The organism is Arcobacter peruensis, from assembly GCF_003711085.1.
Taxonomy (GTDB): Bacteria; Campylobacterota; Campylobacteria; order Campylobacterales; family Arcobacteraceae; genus Poseidonibacter; species Poseidonibacter parvus.
The window spans coordinates 919,456-941,560 of record NZ_CP032363.1 but is presented as its reverse complement, the minus strand read 5'-3'; the positions used below and the strand labels follow the sequence as shown (position 1 = coordinate 941,560).

The following is a 22,105-nucleotide window of genomic DNA, read 5'->3' as shown; positions in this document are numbered from 1 at the left end:
ATGCATAGTTCCAAGAGAGTGAATAAATCTCTTGGTAGTAATTGATGGATATGAAAAATATGCAAGTGCATTTTGTGTAATAAATTGTAATCTATTTACTATTTTTGTTTGAAGAATTTTATCTTCTAATTTTGTGTATTCAATATGATTATATATCGTATCATTTATTAATCTATTTTGTATTTTAAATCCTTAATTTACTGCTTTTTATTTTCAAATATTCGCTCTGTAAATTGTGCAAATTTACCACGAACTGCTTTATCTAATTCTATTGCAAACATCTTTAATTCTGGATGAGTTTCATTAGTTTGTTTAAGTAATGTAGTAAGTCCATTATTGTACTTATTTAAATACAAATTATCTATTTGTCTATTTGAACCAATTACAATTGCCATACATGATTCATCTAATCTTGAAAGTATCAGTTGTGTAGTTTTTTCACTAGAATTTTGCCATTCGTCCATAATTACAATTGATGAACTTAAAGTTCGTCCTCTAGCTTCTCCTGGCCATAAAGTCTCAATAGAATACTTGGCTTGAAGTTCAGATATCTTTGTCTGTATTGATTCTGGATTATCCTTACTTTCACTTTTTTTTAGTTGTTTTTTTGCAATAAACTCTAAAGTATCTTGAACAGCCATATTATAAACTCTAAATTTCTCATCATTTCCACTTAAATATCCGATATCCTCGCCTTTATCAAGTGATTCTATAGAGTTTCTAACATATACTATTTTGTCATAAAAACCTAAGTCTATTAATCTCATAGCACTTACAATTGACATCAAAGTTTTACCACTTCCAGCTTTTGCATCAATTACAAGTAGTTCAAACATATTTGAAATAATAGCTTTTGTAAATAGTTTTTGTTTTAAATTTACAGGTTTTATACTAAGCGCTTTAAAATCTGTATCTTTTAATGTATCAATTTGTTCATTGTAAATAACAGCATATTTACTATTCCCATCAGGGCTATTAAAGATATAAGAAAAATTTTCTTTCTCATAACTTTCATCAATTTTTAAAATATTTTTCTTATCCAAAGAATTAAACTTTGAAGAATCAAGTTCAAGAGTTTTTACAAAACCAAATTTTGGAAGTGTTGATTTATCATCATGTAAAGTTTCTGTTTTAATGCCTTTAAATAGTGCAAAAGTTCTAGCATAAACATCAAGTGAGAGAAAAATAGTTTGAGCACCTTTATAGTAATCTCTTGCTACACAAGCAGTTTCAATTATTCTTTTATCATTGCTTTCAGATAAATGAACTTGTTCAATCACTGTTTCATAAGTATCTTTTGAAATTATATCAATATTAATTTCATCATTAAAAAGTTTTACAACTTTAAATCCTTGTTTATAATCGACTTCTTTTATTTTCATCAAAGCTAAAAGTCTTGCAAAGCCTCTTGCGTAATATCCTAATTCATTTGACAGTTTTTTCTTATCCTCTAATTCAAGTAGAACTGTTTCAGGTATTACAATATGGTTAGTTTTATTTTGTGAAATTTTGTAGAGATTTTGCAAGTTTTGTAAGATGATATTTGTATCTAATACGTATATTTTATCTTTCATAAAAAATTGTAACATTTAAAAGTTACAAGCTAATAACAATTTAGGATAAAAAATAGATAATTGAGAAAGTTTTAATTTTGGAATTAAAGTTTAGGAGTGATCCTAAACTTTTGATAATCTTGAAAGTGCTTGGATCATTCCAATTGCAGTTTCTTCATTTAATGGTTTTTCATAAGTTGTTAAAAGCTCTCTTGCTAAAATATTTGCACCTAGATGCTGGAACTGTATTCTCATAGCTTGAAGACCTTTAGCTCCACCACCGCCACTGTGAGTTGCTAATCCAACAATTTTATCATTAAATGCATCTCTCCAATCTTTTGTAGCTCTAGATGTCCAAGCCATTGCATTATTAAGAACTGGTGGCATAACTCCATTATATTCAGGGGCAACAATGATAAAAGCTTTTAAGTCTAATATTTTTGTAGCTAAATCTAATACAGCTTCAGGTATTCCATTCTCTTCTTCTTCAATTGTGCTATATAATGGTAATCTTAAATCTACTAAGTTAATTAGTTCTACTTCGCAGTTTTCTTTTAGTGCTAATTCTTGAAGTTTTAAAGCTAATTTTTGATTGTTATTTGAACTTGCTACTAATATTCCAATTTTTGACATATATTATTCCTTATATTTTATATAAAATTTTTGTAATTATATCTAAGGAATACTTGAGTTAGTACCTAATAAATAGCTTTTGATTTAATAATATTGAAATTTGTTGATTTTTAATTAGTGTAGAATTTTAATTTAATAACACAGTGGTGCGAATGGTCGGAATCGAACCGACACTCCGAAACCGGAATTGGATTTTAAGTCCAACGCGTCTACCTATTCCGCCACACTCGCACTGTTTGGTAGTTAATTCATTTGTGTTATTAATATTAAAAAATGGTGGCTCGAGACAGAATCGAACTGTCGACACAAGGATTTTCAATCCTTTGCTCTACCGACTGAGCTATCGCGCCATTAATGGTGGGAAGAGAAGGATTCGAACCTTCGAAGCCGTAGGCGACGGATTTACAATCCGTAGGATTTGACCACTCTCCAACCTTCCCGAAAATACTTAAAACAATGGATGGGGTAGAAGGATTCGAACCTTCGAATGACGGCACCAAAAGCCGTTGCCTTACCACTTGGCGATACCCCAATCGTTTAAGTGGCAGAATTATAATTGCTTTTTGTTTAAAGTTAGCTAAAATTTTAAGTGAATTAATTAAAAAGCTTAAAATTTATAAGCAAGCTTTACTTGTGATGATTTTTCTTCTTTATTATGTGCAATAAAAATACTTGTATTATTATTTAAATAATTTGAAAACACAGCACCACTTAAAGCTCCAAGAACATTAAATACCATATCTTCATTTGAAAATTCATCATCTGTTAATTCTTTTGCCAAACCTGGAAGTGATCCAATAGCTGTTGCATAAGAAATTGTCTCAATATCATCAAATTGTTGATAATTCTTATGAAGTATTGTCTCACTAGCAAGTCCAAAAATTGCTGAAAACCCAAAATGTTTAATAGAGTTTGAATCTGCAGCATTTAAGCTAATTGCACTTAAAACTGATATTGCTAATATTTTTTTTAATGATTTCATTTTTATCCTTTTATTCATATGGTGTAATAACTGGTGGAAACTGTTCAAATGATTTTTTAATAGCATTGGCAATTAATTTTTTATTTTTATGATTTTGAAGTGGGTTTGAGAACTGTAAAAACTCGATTGAACCTTGTTCGGTTTTTTCTCTTTTATAAACAAAGGCAACTTTTTTACCAAGTTTAACTGCATTGTCATATAATACTTTTGCATATTCTTGAATATAAGGGAACTCTTTAGAAGAAATTTTATCTCCCCATGCAAAAAATACAAATTTACCACTTGGAATCAAATTTGCAGCATCTAAATACATGATTTCTCTTTCAAACTCTGTGTTTTGAGCTGAATTATAAATTTCTAAATCATCATTAAATTTCATTAGTAGAGTTGAGGCATCAATATTTTGCTCATTTAAATTAAATAAGTTTCTAATCTCAACTATTTTACCTGCACAATGTTCTCTCATTGCTTGTTTAAAAATAGTGATATATGTTTCAGCTTTTAACTCAACCATATCTCCAAAGCTATCAAAATCTTGATCTAAAAGGTAGTTGTTTGAATCGTATCCTACAGGAGTTACTACAGGGTTATATAAATAAACTGTACCTATTACATTTTTCTTTTTTTCTTTTGCTGATTTAATCTTTGCTTTTAGCTCTTTTGGTGTTATTACTTCATCTTCTGCACCAAAATACATGTAACTTGATGTTACGAAAATCTCTTCATATTTAGTTTCAATCGTTCCAAAATATTGCATAAAATTCCTTGTTTCTTTCTATTTGGATATTAACAAATCTTAGTATATAGTTAGCTTATACTAAGATTATTTGCTCTTTTGATAAACTCTTAAGTTTGCACATTCTTTTAAAACTTCTTCATAATATTTTGTATTTGAATATTCATCTTTTAATTTATCGAAATATTTTCCATAATTATTATTTATATAGTTATTATATACTTTATTTTTTGTATATGACCACTGTCTTTTTAAATCATAAGAGCTTATTTCTTTTGTATTAAAATAATGGTATTTAGATTTTTCTGAAAAGTTTATATCAAAAAGTGCAAGTTCTGATTTTGCTAACATATATGTAATTTTTGCTTTAAATTCATCTTTTTTTGAATATTTCAATGCTTTTTCATAATATTTTATAGAATTATTAACTTTTTGCAATTCTAATTTTTTATTTCTAAATGAATAAACACTTCTATATTCAGTAGTAATTTTATTAGAGTTACCAAAATAACTTAGATTATATATCGCATTTGCATATAGATAATTATCCATTACACTATTTGGATTGTTTTTTAAGATTTTTTTAATTTGGGTTATTTTGTCTAAAAACTCTTTTATTGTATATGTTTGAGTTTTTCCTGAGCGATTATTTCCTCTAATTGAAACATTAAAAGGGTTGAACTTAATTATTTCATTTAAATATTCACTTTTTATTTTTCTTGCTTTTTCAAATTGTAAATTATTAATCAATAGTTTAATCTTAGTTCTTTTTAAACTTTCATCAAATAAATATTTATCCTTTACTTTTTTTATTTTTGATTGTTCTTTGTATCTTTCTTTTAGGTATTCATCTATTTTTGATTTACTTTTTGTTTTAATAAATTGATTAAATTCATTTAAAGATTGCAAAGAAAAAGAGCTATTATTCAAATAATTTATATTAGCACTTAGAAATTCTTTGAATTTGTTATCTTGTTTTTTATATAGTTTTTCTAAAATTACAAAGGTATAATCATTTGTAGCTTTTGTACATTCATTTGTATTGCTTGATAATTGTATCATCTGTGAATAGATGTCATTTTCTACTTGAGTATCTATACTTTTTAGTTGATGTAAATTTACAAGATAGTTAAATGTTTGAACTTCATGATTGTTTCTTAATGTTAAAAGTTTGCTTGCTATATTTTTAGCTTTTTTTAAATTATTTGTATACAAGTTAAAATAACCTAGTGCTAAATTAACTAAATACATATCATCTTTTTTTATTGTTTGAAGATAATTAATAAAATCTTGTGTTGGAAAATTACGTACATAAAAATCTTGAGTATCAAAGAAGTGCTGTGAATCTAATAATGCTCTATATAAAAGAAAATCAAACCAAATAGAGTTTTTATCTATTTCATAAATATTTTTTAATTCTTCAATTATATTACTATTTTTATTTAAAGCACGAAGAGTAATAAGTTTTGTCTTTTCAAAATCTGTTGTTGGAATATTTATTAAATTATTCCATTGTTTAGCTGTTTTTATATGATGAAAATTATAATATGACAAATGCCAATTTACTTTGTTTTTATCAAAAAGTTTAGAAAACTCATATACACCTTTTTCTATATTATTATTTTTGATTAAAGCACCTGCATATATTCCTTGTATCCAATCTTTTACTATAGTTTTTTGCTTTGTATTTAAAAGATATTTATACTCTTTATATATTTTTAAAGGATTTAATTTTTTGTAATGAGCAAGTCTTATGCTTAAGTAAAAGTATCTAAGTTTTAGCCAAGGGTTTATATTTGTATTAATTCTTTTTATAGCTTCATTTATTAATAATTCTTCTTTTTTCTTTTCTTTTGTCTGTTTTTTCCCATAATAATAATTTGTTACGTACTCTTCTTGATTATGTACAAACTGCAAATATTTTTTTGTATTTAAATTCTTAATTAATGAAAGCTCTTTCCCTTTATAAACAATTTGTTCAATTGTTTCAAGATCTAAATTTTCATTTAAATCTTTTTTTAAATATGCTTGCCATTCTTTTAGATTGATTTTTTTTGCAGTAGTTTTATATTTGTAATTAATATCATTATAAACACTTGGACTATTTAAATTTTTATCAAGGTTAGAAAAAGGAAGTTCTCTTTGTTTTAAAAATACAAAGGATTTATCACTATAGTCCCATCCTGATGCACATGAGAATAAGCTAATATTAAAGCTAAGAAGAAGTATTAAAATTACTTTAATCATTTATAATCCTTTATTAATTTATCTAAATCATATTTGTTTTTATATTTTATTGTATAGAATATTATTTCATCAAAGTTATTTGAAGAAATTGAAAAAAAATCTTTTAATGCAGTTTTTATATCTTCTTCTTTTGAATCTTCGAATCTAAATATATCATTTTTGTAAATATATCTACCTTTGAAATAATCACTTTTTAAACACTTGTAAATATTAGGTTTTATCATCTCAAAGTTAGTTGAAAAATCTTTTTCATTTACTCCTTCTAATATTTCCAAAGCTTGCGTTTTTCTAAACCATATAGCTTGAGAATATAAAGGAAGAGCTAGTTTTAATTTTAAAGGATAAGTCTCAAAGTTATAGTGATATTTTTTTGCAATAGTATTATCTAAAATTGAATTTTTAGTTTCTAGTTTTGTAATTGTAGACATATTATAATACATTAATAAGCCATAATCAACTGGTGGAACACCTGTTCTTTTATAATATTTGATTTGATGTAATCGAATGGTTGCACTAATTTTTAAAGGAAGTTTTGATTTTAAATCTTCTAATAATTTAAAGTAATTAACTTTTGTTAAATCAGACCAATCACAATCGATTTGTACTTCTTGATACTTTATATTAATGTTTTTTAGTGTTTGAACTATACTTTTTGAGATGTCTTTAAAAGATAGATTTTTCATTGCTTCATTTGTTATATAAACAACGGGAACAAAGTTCTTGTTCGGATTTGTAATAAATCTTGTTTTTATTAATTCAATTTTATTAGAATACTTTACTTCAAGTACTTTGATATAAAGTTTATCTTTTATATTTGTTTGATTATAGCTATTTTTCCAATGATAAAAAGAATAGTTAAGCTCTTTATTTTTATCATTAAAAATAAAAAAAGCTATAAGTATAGTTCCAATAATAAGTAAAGATATAAAAATACTTTTTTTCATATTCTTAAAAAGCATTAACTTTATTTACTCTATTTTGTTTAAGCCATTCTTCTTGCATTTGTTTCATTTTTTTAGAGCTTGTTTTTTTACTAGAGTATTTTGATTTTGCAAAATTATTTTCATCACCTTCTTTGTAAACATAATCAAGATTTAATGATGCTTGCCAAATGGCACTTTTAACTCTAGTTGCTGCAACGTAATAAATATTTAACTCTTCTTGTAGTTTTAAAAATGATACTTTGCTTTTTGGATTTGATAACTCTTTTTTTGTAATAAAATCATCTGCCATAATAATTTGTTCATACTCTAAACCTTTTGATTTATGAGTTGTTGTAAAAATCAAATCAGCGTCTTTTTTGTTTGTTGTAATTTTTGTTTTAATCTTTTTATTGATTTCAAAAATATTATCTCCGTAAGTGTTGATGAACTTTATAATATTTAAATAGTCTTGATTTTTTGTATCTTTTGCAAATTGTTCAAGCTCTTGAATAGTTTCAAAATCTTTAATCTCATCAATTGTAATTTTGTCATTTTTCTTTTCTTTTAAATAAAAAATTGAATATACAGTTTGATTCATAAAAGAGTATGAATTATAACCACCTTCAAAGTATATTTTTTTATCATCTTGAATAAAGTGCACAATTTGTTGAATTAACCCAAAAGTAGAACGAGCAATTACACAAATAGGTTTTTTATAATCAATAGCTTTTTCACCTAAGTTTGTAGTTGTATCAACACCTGAGATTTTTAATAATTTTTTACTATTCATACCGTATAAAGTGTTTAAGTTTTTTTCTAAAACCTTTGCATAAGAATCACTAAACCTAAAACTTTTTGATAATTCATAACTTGGCAATTCTATTTTATTTAAAGCGTTTATTGCATATCTAAAAGAATATATTTGTTGAAAGGAATCACCTACATAAATACGCTTACAATTTTGTGCTTCAACAATTGCTATCATTACATCTGAAATATCTTGTGCTTCATCTACAAGTATCAAATCATAGCCTAAGTTTGTACTTACTTTTTTATTTAAATAAAACATTTTTAAGTAAAAATCATGAGTTGCATCTATGATTTTATTTTTCATAGCGGATAAGATATGTTTTAAATGATTTAGAGCCTTTTGTTCATCTTTGTTTAAAAGTTCAAGTATCTTTGCACTTAAATCACCTTGTTTTTTGTATGATTCTAAAAGTTTTAAATCAAGTGCTATTAATGATGAATTACAATAAAAATTAACCAAATCTTTTATAAGTGCAACATATTCAGCAACAGGATAATAGTTTGTTCTTTGATTAAAAGTTTGCTCATAACCATTTAAAAGTTTTTCAATTACTTGAATTTTTAAATCATGTGCTAAATTGTATTGATATGCACTTATTTTTTGATAGGCAAGAGAGTGAATAGTACTTACATTCATATGTGTTAGTTTATATTCATGAAGTTTTTTTTGAAGACTTGTTTGCAGGGATTTATTATATGCTAAATATAAAATTCTTAAATGAGAGTTTTTCTTTGCATATTCGAGCAAGGTTGTGGTTTTTCCACTTCCTGCTACTGCATTTATTTTAAACGACTCTTCTTTTGCATTTATTATATTTGTCTGCTCTTTAGTTAATGTCATTATTTAAGTAAATACTCTTTTATTATCTATCTTTTTGATATTTGAAAAATTATCTAGATAGTCTAAATAAGTAACTAAATATTTTCTACTCATTGGAAATTTTGCTTTAAAGTTTGCAATATCAATATGTCCATCTTCTTTTATGATTTCTTTCATTTTCATAATGATATTATTTAAACTCTCAGCATGAATAAAAAGATTATGTTGAAGTCTAACTACATGTTTTTTAGCAGTTAAAGATTTTAAAATATCATCACCTAATTTTCTATCTAAGTCTAATTCATCATAAATATTATATGGTGCAGTTGGTGTAATATCTTCTTTTTTTAATCTAGCTAAAAACGAATCTTCTAAGTTTTTAGCAAAGTTTTCGATTATGTTTGCATTTTTATATAAGTTATTATCTTTACTTAAAAAACCTTCATTTTCAAGTTCATCTAGTGCTGCTTGAATAAAAGAAGTACTTGCCCATTTTAAACGAAGTGCTATTGAAGCATTTGAAAGTAGGGCATAATTGTTTTTTGTATAAATTTCTCTAATTGAATCTACAATTAACTCTTTTGTTTCAATTGGATAAATTACAAGCTCTTTTTCATCAATAAATACATTTTCTAAATTTTTAGCAAATTCTATTGCTTCTGTGTGTGAAAGTGCAAATCTTTGAGCTGAAGATATTATTCCTAAGCCTTTTTTATGTGCTTGAAGCAGTTCATAATATGCATCTTTAAAGTTATTGTTTTCTAAGTGTTCTAAAAGTTGTCTTTTTTGATTTTTTTTCATTGGATCAATAATTGGATTTAAAACTTTTCCTCCACTTATAGTTTGATTTCCTTGTCGAATAATTAGTTTTTCTGCAAATATTGTAAAAAGCTTTTCATCTGCTTTAATAGTTGCAAATCCACTTTCAAGCTCTTGTGTTGAATCAAATAGTAAAACCTTTGCTTCAAGTTTTTTTGCACCTATAAATATTGTATATGATTTATTATGATGAAGTTTCTTTCCCTTTAAAGCTTTAAAAGAAATATCAATTTCATCAAAACCACGAACGTGACCTTTTTTTGTAATTAAATCACCTCTTTTAATGTTTGAGCTATTTACACCTTGTAAATTTAAAGCTGCTCTATTTGAGATATTTGCTTCAAGCACGTTTTCATTATGTACTTGAATATTTTTGATTTTTGATTCTTTTTGTGCTTCACAAATAAATACTTTTTCATTTAATTCTAACTTTTTCCCTAAAACAGTTCCTGTTACAACTGTACCAATACCTTTAGGAGAAAAAACTCTATCAACATAATATCTAAAGAAGTTTTCTTCTTGTTTCGTTGAGTTTTTAATAGTGAATAGATTGTTTTTTAGTTTTTCTATTGATTCAGGTTGAAAGATTGAAACTTCTTGAGTAAATTTAATATCAAAATCAAACTCATTTAAAAAAGCTAATGATTTTTCTTTTGTTTTTTCAAGCTCATCACTACTTACTAAATCACTTTTTGTAATAACTAAAATTAAGTTCTTGATTCCAAGTAAATTTATAATTTCAATATGCTCAACAGTTTGAGGCATAATTCCTTCGTACGCAGAAACAACAAGCATTACATAATCAAAACCAAAAGCACCTGCAATCATATTTTTTACAAGTTTCTCATGACCAGGTACATCAATAAAAGCAATATTTTGCTGTCCACGACTTAAATTTGAAAAAGATAAATCAATAGTGATTCCTCTTTGTTTTTCTTCATTTGTAATATCACCTTCGTAGCCATTTAGTGCTTTAATTAAAGCAGTTTTACCATGGTCAATATGTCCTGCTGTTCCTATAATTATATTTGCCATTACTTAAATACCTTTGTTATAATTGCTTCTATTTTATATATTTCATTCTCTTTTATACTTCTAAAATCAATTAAAACTTTTTCATTTTCAATTCTTGTTATTAAATTTTCTTTTCTAAACATTTGTTCAATTTTATTTGCTTTATAATTTTTATATGAAATGCTTAAAGCAACTGTAGGTATTTTTTTATTAGGAGTTGTTCCTCCACCTATTAGTGTTTGTGTATGAATAACTTCACATTCGCAAAGTTCATTTATACTTTCTTTTAAACTCGTAGCTCTTTTTTCTAATTCTATAACAGAAGTATTTAGCATTTTTAAAGTTGGTATATCATCAAGTTTGTTTTCTAAATATGAAGTTAAATTATCTTCAAGTAGTGCAAGTGTGATTTTATCAACTCTTAGCATTCTTAAAAGTTGATTTTGTTTGATTTCTTCAATTAACTCTTTTTTACCAATAATAACACCAGCTTGAACAGAACCTAAAAGTTTATCACCTGAGAAACTTAATAAGCTTGGATTATATTGCATGATTTTTAAAATTGAAGGTTCAGCTTGATCTAGATTAAAAGGCAAATCAATCATATGCCCACTTCCCATATCATAGTAATCAATTACATTTTTTTCTTTTGCAATTTCTACTACTTCTTCATAATCAACCTCAGAAGTAAATCCTTCTATTGTATAGTTTGATTTATGAACTTTCATAAGCATTGAAGTGTTTTCATTTACAGCGTTTCTATAATCTTTTGGATGTGTTTTATTTGTAGTTCCAATTTCTTTTAAGATAGCTCCACTTTGGCTCATTACATCAGGAACTCTAAAACTTCCACCAATTTCTACAAGCTCACCACGACTAACTACTGTTACTTTGTTTTTTGAAAAAGTATTTAGTACTAAGAATACTGCACTTGCATTATTGTTTACAACAATTGCGTCTTCACAACCTGTTAGCGCTTGTAAAGTTTTTACAATATGAGAGTATCTTTCACCTCTTTTACCTTTTTGTAAATCATATTCTAAATTGTTATAAGAAGTTGCAATTTTCATTGCTTTATTAAAACTCTCTTCATTTATTAGTGAGCGTCCTAAATTTGTATGAACAATAATTCCTGTTGCATTTATCACGCTTTGAAGAGAGGGAGATATTAATGAATTATATTTATTTATTACACTTTGAACAAGCTCTTCTTCATTTATTGTATCAATTTTATTACTTAAGATATCTTCTCTTAAATTAACTATTAATTCTTTTGATAACTTTGTTATAAGAGATTTTGAAAATCCGTTAAACTTTTTGTTGTTGATAAACCTATCAACTTTTGGAATACTTTTTAGTAGACTCATAATTAACTCTTTCAGATGGTTTTAAATCTAAATAATGTAAACTTCTATATCAAAAGTGGGGGGCATGTGACCCTGGTGGGCACCGCAGGTTTCAACCCTGATCGGCGGTTTACGTGTGTACGCCGCGGTAGGTTCAATTCCTACGCCTTCTCGCCACTTTATCTACAATTATTTGATTCATTAATTTTTATGGATTGTATCTAAACAAAAATCAACAAAACCTTAATATTTTGATATTGAAACTATCGATAAATTAGATTCAAAAGACTTATTATTACTTTAACTTATTTTAAAACTAATAGTTCTAGTTAACATAATATTAGACTTAAGTATTATTTTCCCGTGCTAAGGAAATAGTGAGTTTCGCACCTTTATATTTAACATTATCAACTTCAAAAGTGTCATTAAATACACTTATCTTACCATTTAGATGTTTATTTACAATTTCTTTTGACATAAATAGTCCAATACCTGTCCCTTGAGACTTATGTTTAGTTGTAAAATATGGTTCAAATATTTTGTCGATAATATCTAAAGAAATACCTTCTGCATTATCAAGAATTTCTATATGTACATTTTCTTCATCTTGGTATGTTTTTATCTGAATAACTTTTTTTTCTTTCTTATTTAAAAGTGCATCTTTTGAATTATTGATTATATTTAATAATACTTGAACGAGTTCATTTTCATAAGTACTTATTTCAAAATCATCAATGATTTTTATTAATTCAATTTCATTATTTTTAAGTTGGCTATTGACAAGATTTAGAGTTTTATCTATTAAGTAGCTTATATTAAATGTAGTGACTTTTATATTTTTATGATTAAAGAAACCTCTGAAGTCATCAATTGTTTGTGATAAATATTTTGTTGTACTAATTATATTATCCATTGCATAAGTAAAATCTTCATCACTTATAATACCAAGCTCTTTTTCTAGTTTTAACCCCGAGGCTAAAACTGATATTGATGATAAAGGTTGTCTCCATTGGTGTGCAATATTTCCAATCATTTCACCCATTGAAGCAAGCTTTGCTTGTTGGAATAATAGTTTTTCTTTTTGTGCTAACTCTTGATTCTTTTTATTTAATTCTGTTACGTCATTTGCAATTACTAATATAAAGTTTTCATTATGCTGATTTTTGAAAGGTTTTTTAATAGACATGTAATTTTTTACTTCATTTGTTTTTACGTCTATTGAATCTTCATATACAATTTCTGTTTTTTTACTATTCATAATTTCTTGAACATTTTTTTTGAAGAATTCTGCTAATTTTTTATCTGGAATAAAATCTCCATCATCTTTTCCTATCATTTCATCTGGTGTTGAATTATATAGCAAAGCGGTTGCTTTGTTCACAAGTACAAATTTAGCATCATAATCTTTCAATACAATAGGATTTGGATTTTCATCTATTACAGTTTTTAAAAGTTTGGATTGTTCTTTTATTTGATTTCTCATATTGATTGTTTCACTTATATCAACAATCATCCATAAGAAGAGATTTTCATTTTTTGAAGGATTCCCAGATATCTTAGCCCAAAAAGTGCTTCCATCTTTCTTTTTAAATTCATATTCAATACTTACAGGTTCATTTTTTATAATTTTTTCAAAAGCAATCTTTCTAAAATCATTAAAATAACTATTATTTATATGAAAATTACTAGTGTCTTTCCCTATTATTTCATCTTTTGTATAGCCATATAATTTACAAAATGCATTATTGACTACTCTAATAGTTCTTTCTTTATCTACTACAATTATTGCGACAAATTCATTGTCAAAAACATCATCAAGAATTTCATTTTTGTGTATCTGTGAGAAATTATCCATTTATTACACCTTCAAATTATTTTATCTTTAACTGTGTGAAAAATAACTTAAGGTAAATGAATAAAAATAATAAAAAAAGAGTTAATATTTAAATATCAACTCTTAATTTAAAGTAGTGTTTTTAGTGAACTATAATATCTTTAGCACCTTTTGGTATGACTTCTCCAATAATAGAAGCATAACCTAAAGATAAATCTTCGATTTCTTTGATATATTCTTTAGCATCATTTCTATCCATTGCAATTAGTAATCCACCAGAAGTTTGTGCATCACATAAAATAGTCTTACAATAGTTAGCTAATCCACTCATATATAAAACTTTATCTTCCATATATTTCATATTCTTTTTTGTTCCCCCAGGAATTACATTATCTTCTGATAATGCAATTGCATCAGTTACTAAAGGAACAGCTGAACACTCAATTGAGAAAGATGTAAGTTCATTTACTGATTCTAAACTATGACCTAATAATCCAAAACCTGTAATATCTGTACAAGAACTCACGTCATATTTTCTCATTATCTTAGATGGAAGATAATTTAAAGAAGCCATAATATCAGCACAATGTCTTGTAACTTTTTCTTCTAATAAATCTCTTTTTATAGCTGTTGTTAAAATACCCATTCCAAGAGGTTTTGTTAAAATTAAAACATGACCTATTTTAGATGTGTTATTTCTTACTACATCATTTGGATGAATTATTCCTGTTACTGATAAACCATAATACATTTCAGGTGATTCAATTGTATGTCCACCTAATAAAAGTCCACCACATTCTTTTATTTTTTCATTTCCACCATTTAGGATTTCACCTAAAGCTTCTGAAGATAGGTTTTTCTTATCAAATCCAACAATGTTTAAAGCTGTTTTTACTTCAGCTCCCATCGCAAAAACATCTGATAATGAATTAGCTGCTGCAATTTGTCCATAAATATATGGATCATCTACAACAGGAGTTATAAAATCTAATGTTTGAACAATGGCTTGGTCTTCATTTATTTGATAAACACTAGCATCTTCTGCTGTGTCAAATCCTACTAAAATTTTTTCATCTTTTGGAGAAAGATTACAAAGAGTTTGTTTAAGATCCCCCGGACCCATCTTTGCAGCTCATCCAGCAGCTTGAACGAATTTAGTTAGTTTATATTCGTTGTTCATTGATTTCCTCTTTTAGATTTTTTTCTTATTTGTGGATTTTACATCTTTTTATTTTAAATAGTTATTAATAAAGAGTAAAAAGTAAAAAAAAATTTACCATTTAATCTTTTGTTTACTATTCATATTGTATTATTTCGTACAAAATAGCATTTAGACCTAAGGTTTAGGTTTGACATAAAGAAATGATTATTTAAAATCTACTTTATATCTTAATGTATGCTTCAAATTATTGAGGTTTTTTCATGAAAAAAATACTTATTTCATTCTTAGTACTTTCATCAGTACTATTTTCACAAACATTTACTTTCACAGCGATTCCAGATCAAGATGAAACTAAATTAAAAGAAAGATTTTCAAAATTAGCTGTTTATTTAACAAAAGAGTTAAATGTAGACGTTAAATTTGTTCCAGTTAAGTCATACTCAGCATCAATTGCTGCGTTTAGAAACAATCAAGTTCAATTAGCATGGTTTGGTGGATTATCAGGTGTTAAAGCTAGATTAATCGTTCCTGGTTCTGTTGCAATTGCACAAGGTGTTGAAGATCCAGAATTTCATTCTTATATCATCGCAAATTCATCAACTGGCTTAGAAAAAAGTGAAGCATTCCCAGCAGGAATTGCAGATAAAACATTTACTTTTGGTTCAAAAGGTAGTACAAGTGGTAGATTAATGCCAGAATATTTCATCAGAGAAAATATGAAAAAAGCTCCAAATGATTTATTTAAAAAAGTTGGTTTCTCTGGAAATCATACTAAAACTATTTCACTAGTTCAAAGTGGTGCTTATGAAGTTGGTGCCGTAAACTTTAAAGTATGGGATAGAGAGCTTAAAGCTGGAAATATTGATACTTCAAAAGTAAAAGTTTTATGGAAGACTCCTGCTTATCCTGATTATCAGTTCACAGCTCATGGTAACTTAGATGAAGTTTATGGTGCTGGATTTACTACTAAACTTACAAACGCATTATTAAATTTAAAAGATAAAGCAATCTTAGATGCATTCCCAAGAGCTGCATTTATTAAAGCTAAAAATGCTGATTTTGACCCAATTTTAAATGTTGGAAGAAAAATAGGTTTAATAGACTAATTATTATGGCATTTTATTTACAAAATGAATCTATTTCATATTTTGATACAGTAATCTTAGACTCTTTATCTTTAGAGATAAAAAAAGGAGAAAAGGTTGCTTTATTAGGTAAAAGTGGAAGTGGTAAATCCACACTTATAAAAAGACTTTATGAACTTAAAAAAGATGAGTCTTCATATATTCCACAAGAATTAGGTTTAGTAAATAATTTGTCAGTTTTTCATAATGTCTATTTAGCAAGATTAGATGATTATTCAACTTTTTATAATATTAGAAATCTAATCAAACCAGCTTCAAAAGAAGTTGACCAAATCAAGAATATACTTATTGATTTTGATTTAGAAGATAAGATTTTTGTAAAAAACCATGACTTATCAGGTGGTCAAAAACAAAGATCAGCAATTGCAAGGTCAATTTATAATCAAAAAGATATCTTATTAGCTGATGAGCCTATATCTGCTTTAGATGAATATCTAAGTTCAAAAGTTCTAGAAGTTTTAAATCAAAAATTTGAAACAATTGTTTGTGCCTTACATAACGTTGATTTAGCAGTAGAGCATTTTGATAGAGTAATTGGTCTTAAAAATGGAAAAGTACTTGTTGATAAGAAATGTACTGAATTAACAAACGAAGATAGACAAAAGTTATATTATGTCTGTGACTAAAAATACTAAAGTTTCTGTATTATTTATTTTTATAGGAATTCTTTCTTTTATTCTTGCTGATTTAGAAGTATCAACTGTTGATACAACTCAACTTACAAAAGATTTTTTTTATTCTATTTTTGATTTAAAATTTAATGATTATTCAATTTTATTTGATGCATTTTTAAATACTATTTCAATTGCAATATTAGCAATATTTTTTTCTTCTATTATTGGATTTTTTTTAGCACTGTTTTTTAATTTTTTATTAGTGCGAATTTCATTAGCAATTACAAGAGCAATACATGAGCTTTTTTGGGCTTTGATTTTTTTACAAATATTTGGTCTTAATACATTAACAGCATTACTAGCAATTGTAATACCATATAGTGCGATTTTAGGAAAAGTATACGCAGAAATACTTGAAGAGCATGATACCTTTCCTAAAGTTTTACGAGGTAAAGATGCCTTATCTTACTTTTTATTTACAAAAGTACCTGATGCTTTTCCACACTTAATATCTTACACACTTTATAGATTTGAGTGTGCTTTACGTTCAACTGCTATTTTAGGTTTTGTTGGAATTACGACACTTGGGTACTATTTATCATCATCATTTATGCAAGGAATTTATTCTGAAGTATGGATGATTTTAATTTCATTTTATATTGTAATTGCAACTATTAAATACTGGTTTACAAAGTACTCTTTTCCTTTTTTAGTTATTGCTTCATTTTTTTATTTAGATGATTTTAAAGGTTTTAATTTTGATAATTTAATCAGATTTGTTACAAATGATATTGTGCCTCATCCAATTAGAAATGATTTAGGTTTTGAAAAAACTCTTTCTTGGTTTTCAAATATTTTTACAAATGAGATAGTTCCAGGAACTATTAATACAATTGTTCTAACACAATTATCACTTGTATTAACAGCAGTTTTAGCTTTGATTTTATTCCCATTATTATCACAAAAATTTGTTTCAAAACCTACAAGAGTTTTAAGTCACATAGTTTTAGTAATACTTCGTTCAACACCTGAGTATATATTAGCTTATATTTTCTTACAGCTTTTTGGTCCTTCAATGCTTCCTGCAGCTTTAGCTCTTATGCTTCACAATGGTTCAATTATTGGTCATTTAATGGGTAATGAAACGACTTTAATTACCTTAAGAGCTGGAGTAAGTAAAAAAAGAATTAACCTTTACTTTTATGAAATCATGCCAAGAGTCTATAACCAATTTTTAGCTTACCTTTTTTATAGATGGGAAATAATTATGAGAGAGAGTGCAATTTTAGGAATATTAGGAATTGCTACACTAGGTTTCTTTATAGATTCTGCTATTGCTGATTTTAGACTTGATAAAATGTTTTTACTTTTAGTCGTAACTGCTTTACTAAATATTATTGTTGATTTAATCTCAAGACGTGTTAGAGCTTATTTAAGAGTTGATGAAAACATTACATCTTGTGGATGTTCTTTGAAGTAAAAAAAGTTTAAATATTTCTAGCTATAATACAAAAAAAATCACAAAGAAGTTTAAATATGAATGAAGTTATGAACAAAGACTATGAACCTGTAGAAGTATTTGATTATGCACAATATCAAAAAGACATGGAAGCAAAAATAGTTAGAAACCCACGAACAAATACACCAATTGATTATATCTCTGATGAAAAATTAGCACAATTAGAAAAAGATGGAATTACAGATTTTAGACCTTATATTCCAGTTCCAAAAGATATTAAAGCACATTTATTATTTGCTGTGAATATTTGGATTAAATTAACTAAAACATACCCAAATGACGAGTATTTAAAAAGCTTAGATAATGAAGCTAACCATCATATTGTATTATCTTACGATTGGTATAAAAAGTTTGGAGTTGATAAACCAGTGCTTTAGATTTATTTTAAAGCACTTTGATTAAATTTATAAGTTTTATGAGCTACTTTTACCAAAATATCTTTTTGGGCTAAATCTTTAAATAGCTTTATCAATGTAGGTTTTGATATTGATATTTCTTCCATAATATCTGTATACGAAGCTGTAAATTGATTATCATTGTCTAAACTATTTATGATATATTTTATAATATCAACTTGCTTACTATCTGTAATTGCTGAAATGGTTTTGATTACATAAATGTTTTTTAAAATCTCTTGTTTTTGTACAATTGGAAGTAAAATATCATGTAAACTATTTAGTAATTCTTTAATATTAATAGGCTTTACAATATAGTTTTCTACTTTTAGTTTTATAGCATCTAACAAATATTTTGTATCTGTATGAGCAGTTGTAAGTATAGTTGGAATAAATATCTCTTTCTCTTTTATATGTTTTAAAAAATCAATTCCATTTTCATTTTCAAGTAAAATATCTGAGATAATTACATCAACTTTTTTATTTAGTAATATATTCATAGCTTCTTTTGAAGTTTTAACTGCATAAATATTGTTAACAAAATCTTCTAATAAATCTTTTGTATGTTTTAATAAATTTTCATCATCTTCTAAATATAAGATATTAAAATTTTGTAATATACTTAAATCTTTATTTTGCATTTATTTCCTTTTTAAGCTCTTGATTTATTGGAATTTTGATTGTAAAAAGTGAACAATTAAAACTTCTTTTATCAATAATTTTATGACTAACAGTTTTATATGATATTGTACCATTCATATGTTTCTCAATAATTTGCTTTGACATATAAAGACCAATTCCTGTACCAGCACTTTTATATTTTGTTGTGTAATATGGTTCAAAAATTTTAGGAATAATTTCTTCATCTATTCCACCACCGTTATCAATCATATTTATAATGATATTTTCTTTATATTTATGAACTATTATTTTAATAATTCTATCATTTTTATTAGATATAGCACATAAAGCATCTTTTGAGTTTGATAAGATATTTAAAAAGACATGCGAAAGTTCATTATAAAAACTATTAATTTGAATATCTTGTTTTATAATTAGTTTTATTTGTATATTTTCTTTTTCTAATAAATATTTTGCAAGTTGCATAGAATGCTCAATACAGTTTTTTATAAAAAAATCACTTCTTGCTTTATCTGGACTAAAAAAGTTTTTAAAATCATCAAGTGTATTTGACATATTATTAGCTAGCAATAATGCATCTTCTACTTTTTCATCTACAAATTTCTCACTTAATTTTCCTAAAGACATTTTTGTCTGAAAACTCTGTACAATCATTGTTAAAGAACCTAAAGGTTGTCTCCATTGGTGAGCTATATTTCCAATCATTTCACCCATTGATGCAAGTTTTGCTTGCTGGAACATTATGATATCTTTTTTTCTATTTTGAGCAACTTCTTTTGATACTTTTGTTTCAAGGTAGTTATTTAACTCTATTAGTTCTTTTGTTTTATCTTCAACTTTTTGCTCTAAGGTATTATGTAAAACTTTAAAGTTATTGATAATTAATACTGTAAGAATTATTGAAAATAAAAAAACTAAAATAATTGAAATAAATGAAAATACCATTATTGTATTAAATATTTTTTGAGTGTTTCTTTTTTCATTAACGGCAAGTGATAAATCATAATTAATCAAACTGGTAAGATATATTGATATTGCATTTATATCAAGGTTTAGTTTTGCAAAGTTTTTATTGTTTTGATTGATATTAAGATTGTCTTTTATATCTAAAAGTTTTTTATTTATATTTTTTATAATATTTTGTTTTAATATTTTATTTTCATAATATCTTTCTTCATGAATTAAAAAATCTTTTATAAACTTTGTTATGAATATTCTAGTTTTTTTATTTTGTATATTTATTTTGTATTCACTCCAATTTTTATCAATTAATTGTTGTGCTAAAGCTAGAACTTCATCTGCTTGATTATCTGTTATATCTGCTTGTTCTAAATCTTTTAATGTATCTTGAATATTCACGCTATAAATATCTTTTATATTTTCAAGTTTGATTAATGTTTTTGTTCTGTTATCAAATAAAGTATCAAAATCTTCTTTTATCGTAAAAGTTGAAATTTGTGATAAGACAACAATACAAATCATTCCACCTGTAATAATAAAAATCAAAAATGATGTTTTATATTTAAAGCTAAGATTATCAAAGAATATTAGTATTTTTTTTAAACTCATGTTAGTTCTTCACTTCTACAAATTTTGAGTTTTCATAATGAAATAGATAAACTTTATTTAAAAGTTGAGTGTTTCTAAAGTTTAAATATATTCCATCTAATGAATTATAAGGTGTTTTTTTCAATGCACTTAGAAATTTCTTTCTTGTTAAGTCTCCTTTTACTCTATTTAATGCATTAACTAATATTTTTGCACTTAGATATGCTTCTAATGAAATAAAGCCAAGTTCTTCTTCAGGGTAGTATTTTTTCATCAATGTTTGATATCCTAAAATTGTAGGAATACTAGTATCTGTATAGTTTGGAACAACTTGTGAAAACAAAAGATTATTAGTATTTGTATTTTGTTTTTTTAACTCTTTTATCATTTCATTTGCATCTCCAAATGAAATATTGCAAAATATTGCATCTTTTAAATATTCATTTTCTTTTGCTTTTTTTATAAATAAAGAGTTTGTTTTATAAGCTCCAACCATAACTATTGCTTGCGGGTGTGCATCTTTGATTTCATTAAAAGCATGGTTTATTGAAAATGTATTTCTTTTATATGAACCTTGTGCTACTAAAGATAAATTTCTTTTTTCTAAAGATTTTAATAATGATATGTAACCTTCTTCTCCATAATCATCATTTTGATAAAAAACTGCAATTGATGTTAATCCTTTATCGTCATGTAAATGAGAAACAATAGCTTCGATTTCCTCTTCATAAGAACTTCTAAAATTTACTAAGTTTTCTTTTTTACTATCTCTTAAAAATGAAGCTCCTGTAAAAGCTCCAAAGAAAGGAATATCTTCATCATATAAAATTGGTAAAATACTTTTAACCGTTGGGGTTCCTACAAAACCAAAAAGTGCAAAGACATTATCTTTAAATGTAAGATTGTTAGTATTGTCTATTGTAAGCTCTGGTTCATATTTATCATCATAGATTAGAAAATCAATTTTTTTATTTCCTAGAATATTTTTTTCATTCACAAACTTAAAATATGAGTTTGCTCCTGCTGTTACTGAATCACCCCATGCTTTTATTATTCCTGTTTTAGGAATAGATGTTCCAATTGTAATTGTTTTACTCGTAAATACTTCATCTTTGAAGTAAATAAATATTAATGCAAAAATAAAAAGTAATATAGGTATACGTTTAATCATAAGACAGTTTACTAAAAAATGAACAAAATATGGCTTTAATTATTTAGATATAAAAATAATTAAATTTAAATTAGAGGTTAAAAGTAACAGTTTATTTTTTTTTTGGTAAAATATTTTTTAACTTTTAAGCTTTGTTTAATTTTTATACATATATTATTAAAATAAAATATTATTGACCAAAAAGGCATGTTA

The 22,105-nt window shown here is 25.7% G+C and carries 18 protein-coding genes and 5 tRNA genes; 5 read left to right on the top strand and 18 right to left on the bottom strand.

Features of this window, described 5'->3' with window-relative positions; translation table 11 throughout:
* Nucleotides 1–197 precede the first annotated feature (197 nt).
* The 13 genes from D3Z07_RS04800 to selA form a co-directional block, all read right to left on the bottom strand.
* The gene (locus D3Z07_RS04800) at nucleotides 198–1,574 is read right to left on the bottom strand and encodes a PhoH family protein (protein WP_122893198.1); all 1,377 of its coding nucleotides are present in this window, start codon (nucleotides 1,572–1,574) and stop codon (nucleotides 198–200) included.
* Between the two features lie 102 nt (nucleotides 1,575–1,676).
* Complete coding sequence (locus D3Z07_RS04795) at nucleotides 1,677–2,186, bottom strand: NADPH-dependent FMN reductase (protein WP_076085478.1); 510 nt, start codon at nucleotides 2,184–2,186, stop codon at nucleotides 1,677–1,679.
* 144 nt (nucleotides 2,187–2,330) lie between these two features.
* A tRNA-Leu gene (locus D3Z07_RS04790) sits at nucleotides 2,331–2,417 on the bottom strand.
* Nucleotides 2,418–2,460: 43 nt separating this feature from the next.
* Nucleotides 2,461–2,536, bottom strand: a tRNA-Phe gene (locus D3Z07_RS04785).
* A 5-nt stretch (nucleotides 2,537–2,541) separates the two neighbouring features.
* Nucleotides 2,542–2,626: transfer RNA gene (locus D3Z07_RS04780), tRNA-Tyr, on the bottom strand.
* Nucleotides 2,627–2,643: 17 nt separating this feature from the next.
* Nucleotides 2,644–2,718: transfer RNA gene (locus D3Z07_RS04775), tRNA-Gln, on the bottom strand.
* Nucleotides 2,719–2,793: 75 nt separating this feature from the next.
* Entirely contained in the window at nucleotides 2,794–3,168 is a 375-nt protein-coding gene (locus D3Z07_RS04770; protein WP_076085481.1) for a hypothetical protein, read from the bottom strand.
* A 10-nt stretch (nucleotides 3,169–3,178) separates the two neighbouring features.
* Nucleotides 3,179–3,925, bottom strand: coding sequence for a hypothetical protein (locus tag D3Z07_RS04765; RefSeq protein ID WP_122893197.1), 747 nt, complete (start codon nucleotides 3,923–3,925; stop codon nucleotides 3,179–3,181).
* A 66-nt stretch (nucleotides 3,926–3,991) separates the two neighbouring features.
* Nucleotides 3,992–6,151: a hypothetical protein gene (locus D3Z07_RS04760; protein WP_122893196.1), complete on the bottom strand. Its 2,160-nt coding sequence runs from the start codon at nucleotides 6,149–6,151 to the stop codon at nucleotides 3,992–3,994.
* Entirely contained in the window at nucleotides 6,148–7,095 is a 948-nt protein-coding gene (locus D3Z07_RS04755) for a hypothetical protein (RefSeq protein WP_122894196.1), read from the bottom strand. The genes D3Z07_RS04760 and D3Z07_RS04755 overlap by 4 nt, the downstream gene beginning before the upstream one ends.
* Nucleotides 7,096–7,099: 4 nt before the next feature.
* The gene (locus D3Z07_RS04750) at nucleotides 7,100–8,725 is read right to left on the bottom strand and encodes a UvrD-helicase domain-containing protein (RefSeq protein ID WP_076085490.1); all 1,626 of its coding nucleotides are present in this window, start codon (nucleotides 8,723–8,725) and stop codon (nucleotides 7,100–7,102) included.
* 3 nt (nucleotides 8,726–8,728) lie between these two features.
* Nucleotides 8,729–10,558, bottom strand: a complete 1,830-nt coding sequence (gene selB, locus D3Z07_RS04745) for a selenocysteine-specific translation elongation factor (protein ID WP_122893195.1) — start codon at nucleotides 10,556–10,558, stop codon at nucleotides 8,729–8,731.
* Nucleotides 10,558–11,904 carry an L-seryl-tRNA(Sec) selenium transferase gene (gene selA, locus D3Z07_RS04740; protein WP_122893194.1) on the bottom strand — a complete coding sequence of 449 codons (1,347 nt, stop codon included), beginning with the start codon at nucleotides 11,902–11,904 and terminating at the stop codon, nucleotides 10,558–10,560. Before selA ends, selB begins: the two co-directional genes overlap by 1 nt.
* Before the next feature lie 57 nt (nucleotides 11,905–11,961).
* On the opposite strand from selA, the gene D3Z07_RS13845 reads away from it, so the two are divergent.
* Nucleotides 11,962–12,060 (top strand) — tRNA-Sec (locus D3Z07_RS13845).
* A gap of 169 nt (nucleotides 12,061–12,229) precedes the next feature.
* Here the strand turns inward: D3Z07_RS13845 and D3Z07_RS04735 are convergent.
* Together D3Z07_RS04735 and selD are read right to left on the bottom strand one after the other, a co-directional pair.
* Nucleotides 12,230–13,738, bottom strand: a complete 1,509-nt coding sequence (locus D3Z07_RS04735; RefSeq protein WP_122893193.1) for a sensor histidine kinase — start codon at nucleotides 13,736–13,738, stop codon at nucleotides 12,230–12,232.
* 121 nt (nucleotides 13,739–13,859) lie between these two features.
* Nucleotides 13,860–14,897, bottom strand: coding sequence for a selenide, water dikinase SelD (gene selD, locus D3Z07_RS04730; protein WP_206423302.1), 1,038 nt, complete (start codon nucleotides 14,895–14,897; stop codon nucleotides 13,860–13,862).
* 242 nt (nucleotides 14,898–15,139) lie between these two features.
* On the opposite strand from selD, the gene D3Z07_RS04725 reads away from it, so the two are divergent.
* Genes D3Z07_RS04725 through D3Z07_RS04710 form a run of 4 tightly spaced genes read left to right on the top strand, consistent with a single transcriptional unit; the run spans nucleotide 15,140 to nucleotide 18,534 of the window.
* Nucleotides 15,140–15,985, top strand: coding sequence for a putative selenate ABC transporter substrate-binding protein (locus tag D3Z07_RS04725; RefSeq protein WP_076085506.1), 846 nt, complete (start codon nucleotides 15,140–15,142; stop codon nucleotides 15,983–15,985).
* Nucleotides 15,986–15,990: 5 nt separating this feature from the next.
* The gene (locus D3Z07_RS04720) at nucleotides 15,991–16,650 is read left to right on the top strand and encodes an ATP-binding cassette domain-containing protein (RefSeq protein ID WP_122893191.1); all 660 of its coding nucleotides are present in this window, start codon (nucleotides 15,991–15,993) and stop codon (nucleotides 16,648–16,650) included.
* Complete coding sequence (locus tag D3Z07_RS04715; protein WP_164707197.1) at nucleotides 16,643–18,118, top strand: PhnE/PtxC family ABC transporter permease; 1,476 nt, start codon at nucleotides 16,643–16,645, stop codon at nucleotides 18,116–18,118. The genes D3Z07_RS04720 and D3Z07_RS04715 overlap by 8 nt, the downstream gene beginning before the upstream one ends.
* 56 nt (nucleotides 18,119–18,174) lie before the next feature.
* Nucleotides 18,175–18,534 (top strand): hypothetical protein, encoded by a 360-nt coding sequence (locus D3Z07_RS04710; RefSeq protein WP_076085516.1) that lies wholly within the window; start codon nucleotides 18,175–18,177, stop codon nucleotides 18,532–18,534.
* Nucleotides 18,535–18,536: 2 nt separating this feature from the next.
* Here D3Z07_RS04710 and D3Z07_RS04705 read toward each other — a convergent pair whose 3' ends face one another.
* Genes D3Z07_RS04705 through D3Z07_RS04695 form a run of 3 tightly spaced genes read right to left on the bottom strand, consistent with a single transcriptional unit; the run spans nucleotide 18,537 to nucleotide 21,913 of the window.
* Nucleotides 18,537–19,193 (bottom strand): response regulator, encoded by a 657-nt coding sequence (locus D3Z07_RS04705; protein WP_122893189.1) that lies wholly within the window; start codon nucleotides 19,191–19,193, stop codon nucleotides 18,537–18,539.
* Nucleotides 19,183–20,763 carry a sensor histidine kinase gene (locus D3Z07_RS04700; protein WP_164707196.1) on the bottom strand — a complete coding sequence of 527 codons (1,581 nt, stop codon included), beginning with the start codon at nucleotides 20,761–20,763 and terminating at the stop codon, nucleotides 19,183–19,185. Before D3Z07_RS04700 ends, D3Z07_RS04705 begins: the two co-directional genes overlap by 11 nt.
* A 1-nt stretch (nucleotide 20,764) precedes the next feature.
* Nucleotides 20,765–21,913, bottom strand: a complete 1,149-nt coding sequence (locus D3Z07_RS04695) for an ABC transporter substrate-binding protein (RefSeq protein WP_122893188.1) — start codon at nucleotides 21,911–21,913, stop codon at nucleotides 20,765–20,767.
* Nucleotides 21,914–22,105: the final 192 nt, after the last annotated feature.

Coding starts and splice junctions, on each gene's coding strand:
- D3Z07_RS04800 (WP_122893198.1), bottom strand. CDS start 1,574: ATGAAAGATAAAATATACGTATTAGATACAAATATCATCTTACAAAAC.
- D3Z07_RS04795 (WP_076085478.1), bottom strand. CDS start 2,186: ATGTCAAAAATTGGAATATTAGTAGCAAGTTCAAATAACAATCAAAAA.
- D3Z07_RS04770 (WP_076085481.1), bottom strand. CDS start 3,168: ATGAAATCATTAAAAAAAATATTAGCAATATCAGTTTTAAGTGCAATT.
- D3Z07_RS04765 (WP_122893197.1), bottom strand. CDS start 3,925: ATGCAATATTTTGGAACGATTGAAACTAAATATGAAGAGATTTTCGTA.
- D3Z07_RS04760 (WP_122893196.1), bottom strand. CDS start 6,151: ATGATTAAAGTAATTTTAATACTTCTTCTTAGCTTTAATATTAGCTTA.
- D3Z07_RS04755 (WP_122894196.1), bottom strand. CDS start 7,095: ATGAAAAAAAGTATTTTTATATCTTTACTTATTATTGGAACTATACTT.
- D3Z07_RS04750 (WP_076085490.1), bottom strand. CDS start 8,725: ATGACATTAACTAAAGAGCAGACAAATATAATAAATGCAAAAGAAGAG.
- selB (WP_122893195.1), bottom strand. CDS start 10,558: ATGGCAAATATAATTATAGGAACAGCAGGACATATTGACCATGGTAAA.
- selA (WP_122893194.1), bottom strand. CDS start 11,904: ATGAGTCTACTAAAAAGTATTCCAAAAGTTGATAGGTTTATCAACAAC.
- D3Z07_RS04735 (WP_122893193.1), bottom strand. CDS start 13,738: ATGGATAATTTCTCACAGATACACAAAAATGAAATTCTTGATGATGTT.
- D3Z07_RS04725 (WP_076085506.1), top strand. CDS start 15,140: ATGAAAAAAATACTTATTTCATTCTTAGTACTTTCATCAGTACTATTT.
- D3Z07_RS04720 (WP_122893191.1), top strand. CDS start 15,991: ATGGCATTTTATTTACAAAATGAATCTATTTCATATTTTGATACAGTA.
- D3Z07_RS04710 (WP_076085516.1), top strand. CDS start 18,175: ATGAATGAAGTTATGAACAAAGACTATGAACCTGTAGAAGTATTTGAT.
- D3Z07_RS04705 (WP_122893189.1), bottom strand. CDS start 19,193: ATGCAAAATAAAGATTTAAGTATATTACAAAATTTTAATATCTTATAT.
- D3Z07_RS04700 (WP_164707196.1), bottom strand. CDS start 20,763: ATGAGTTTAAAAAAAATACTAATATTCTTTGATAATCTTAGCTTTAAA.
- D3Z07_RS04695 (WP_122893188.1), bottom strand. CDS start 21,913: ATGATTAAACGTATACCTATATTACTTTTTATTTTTGCATTAATATTT.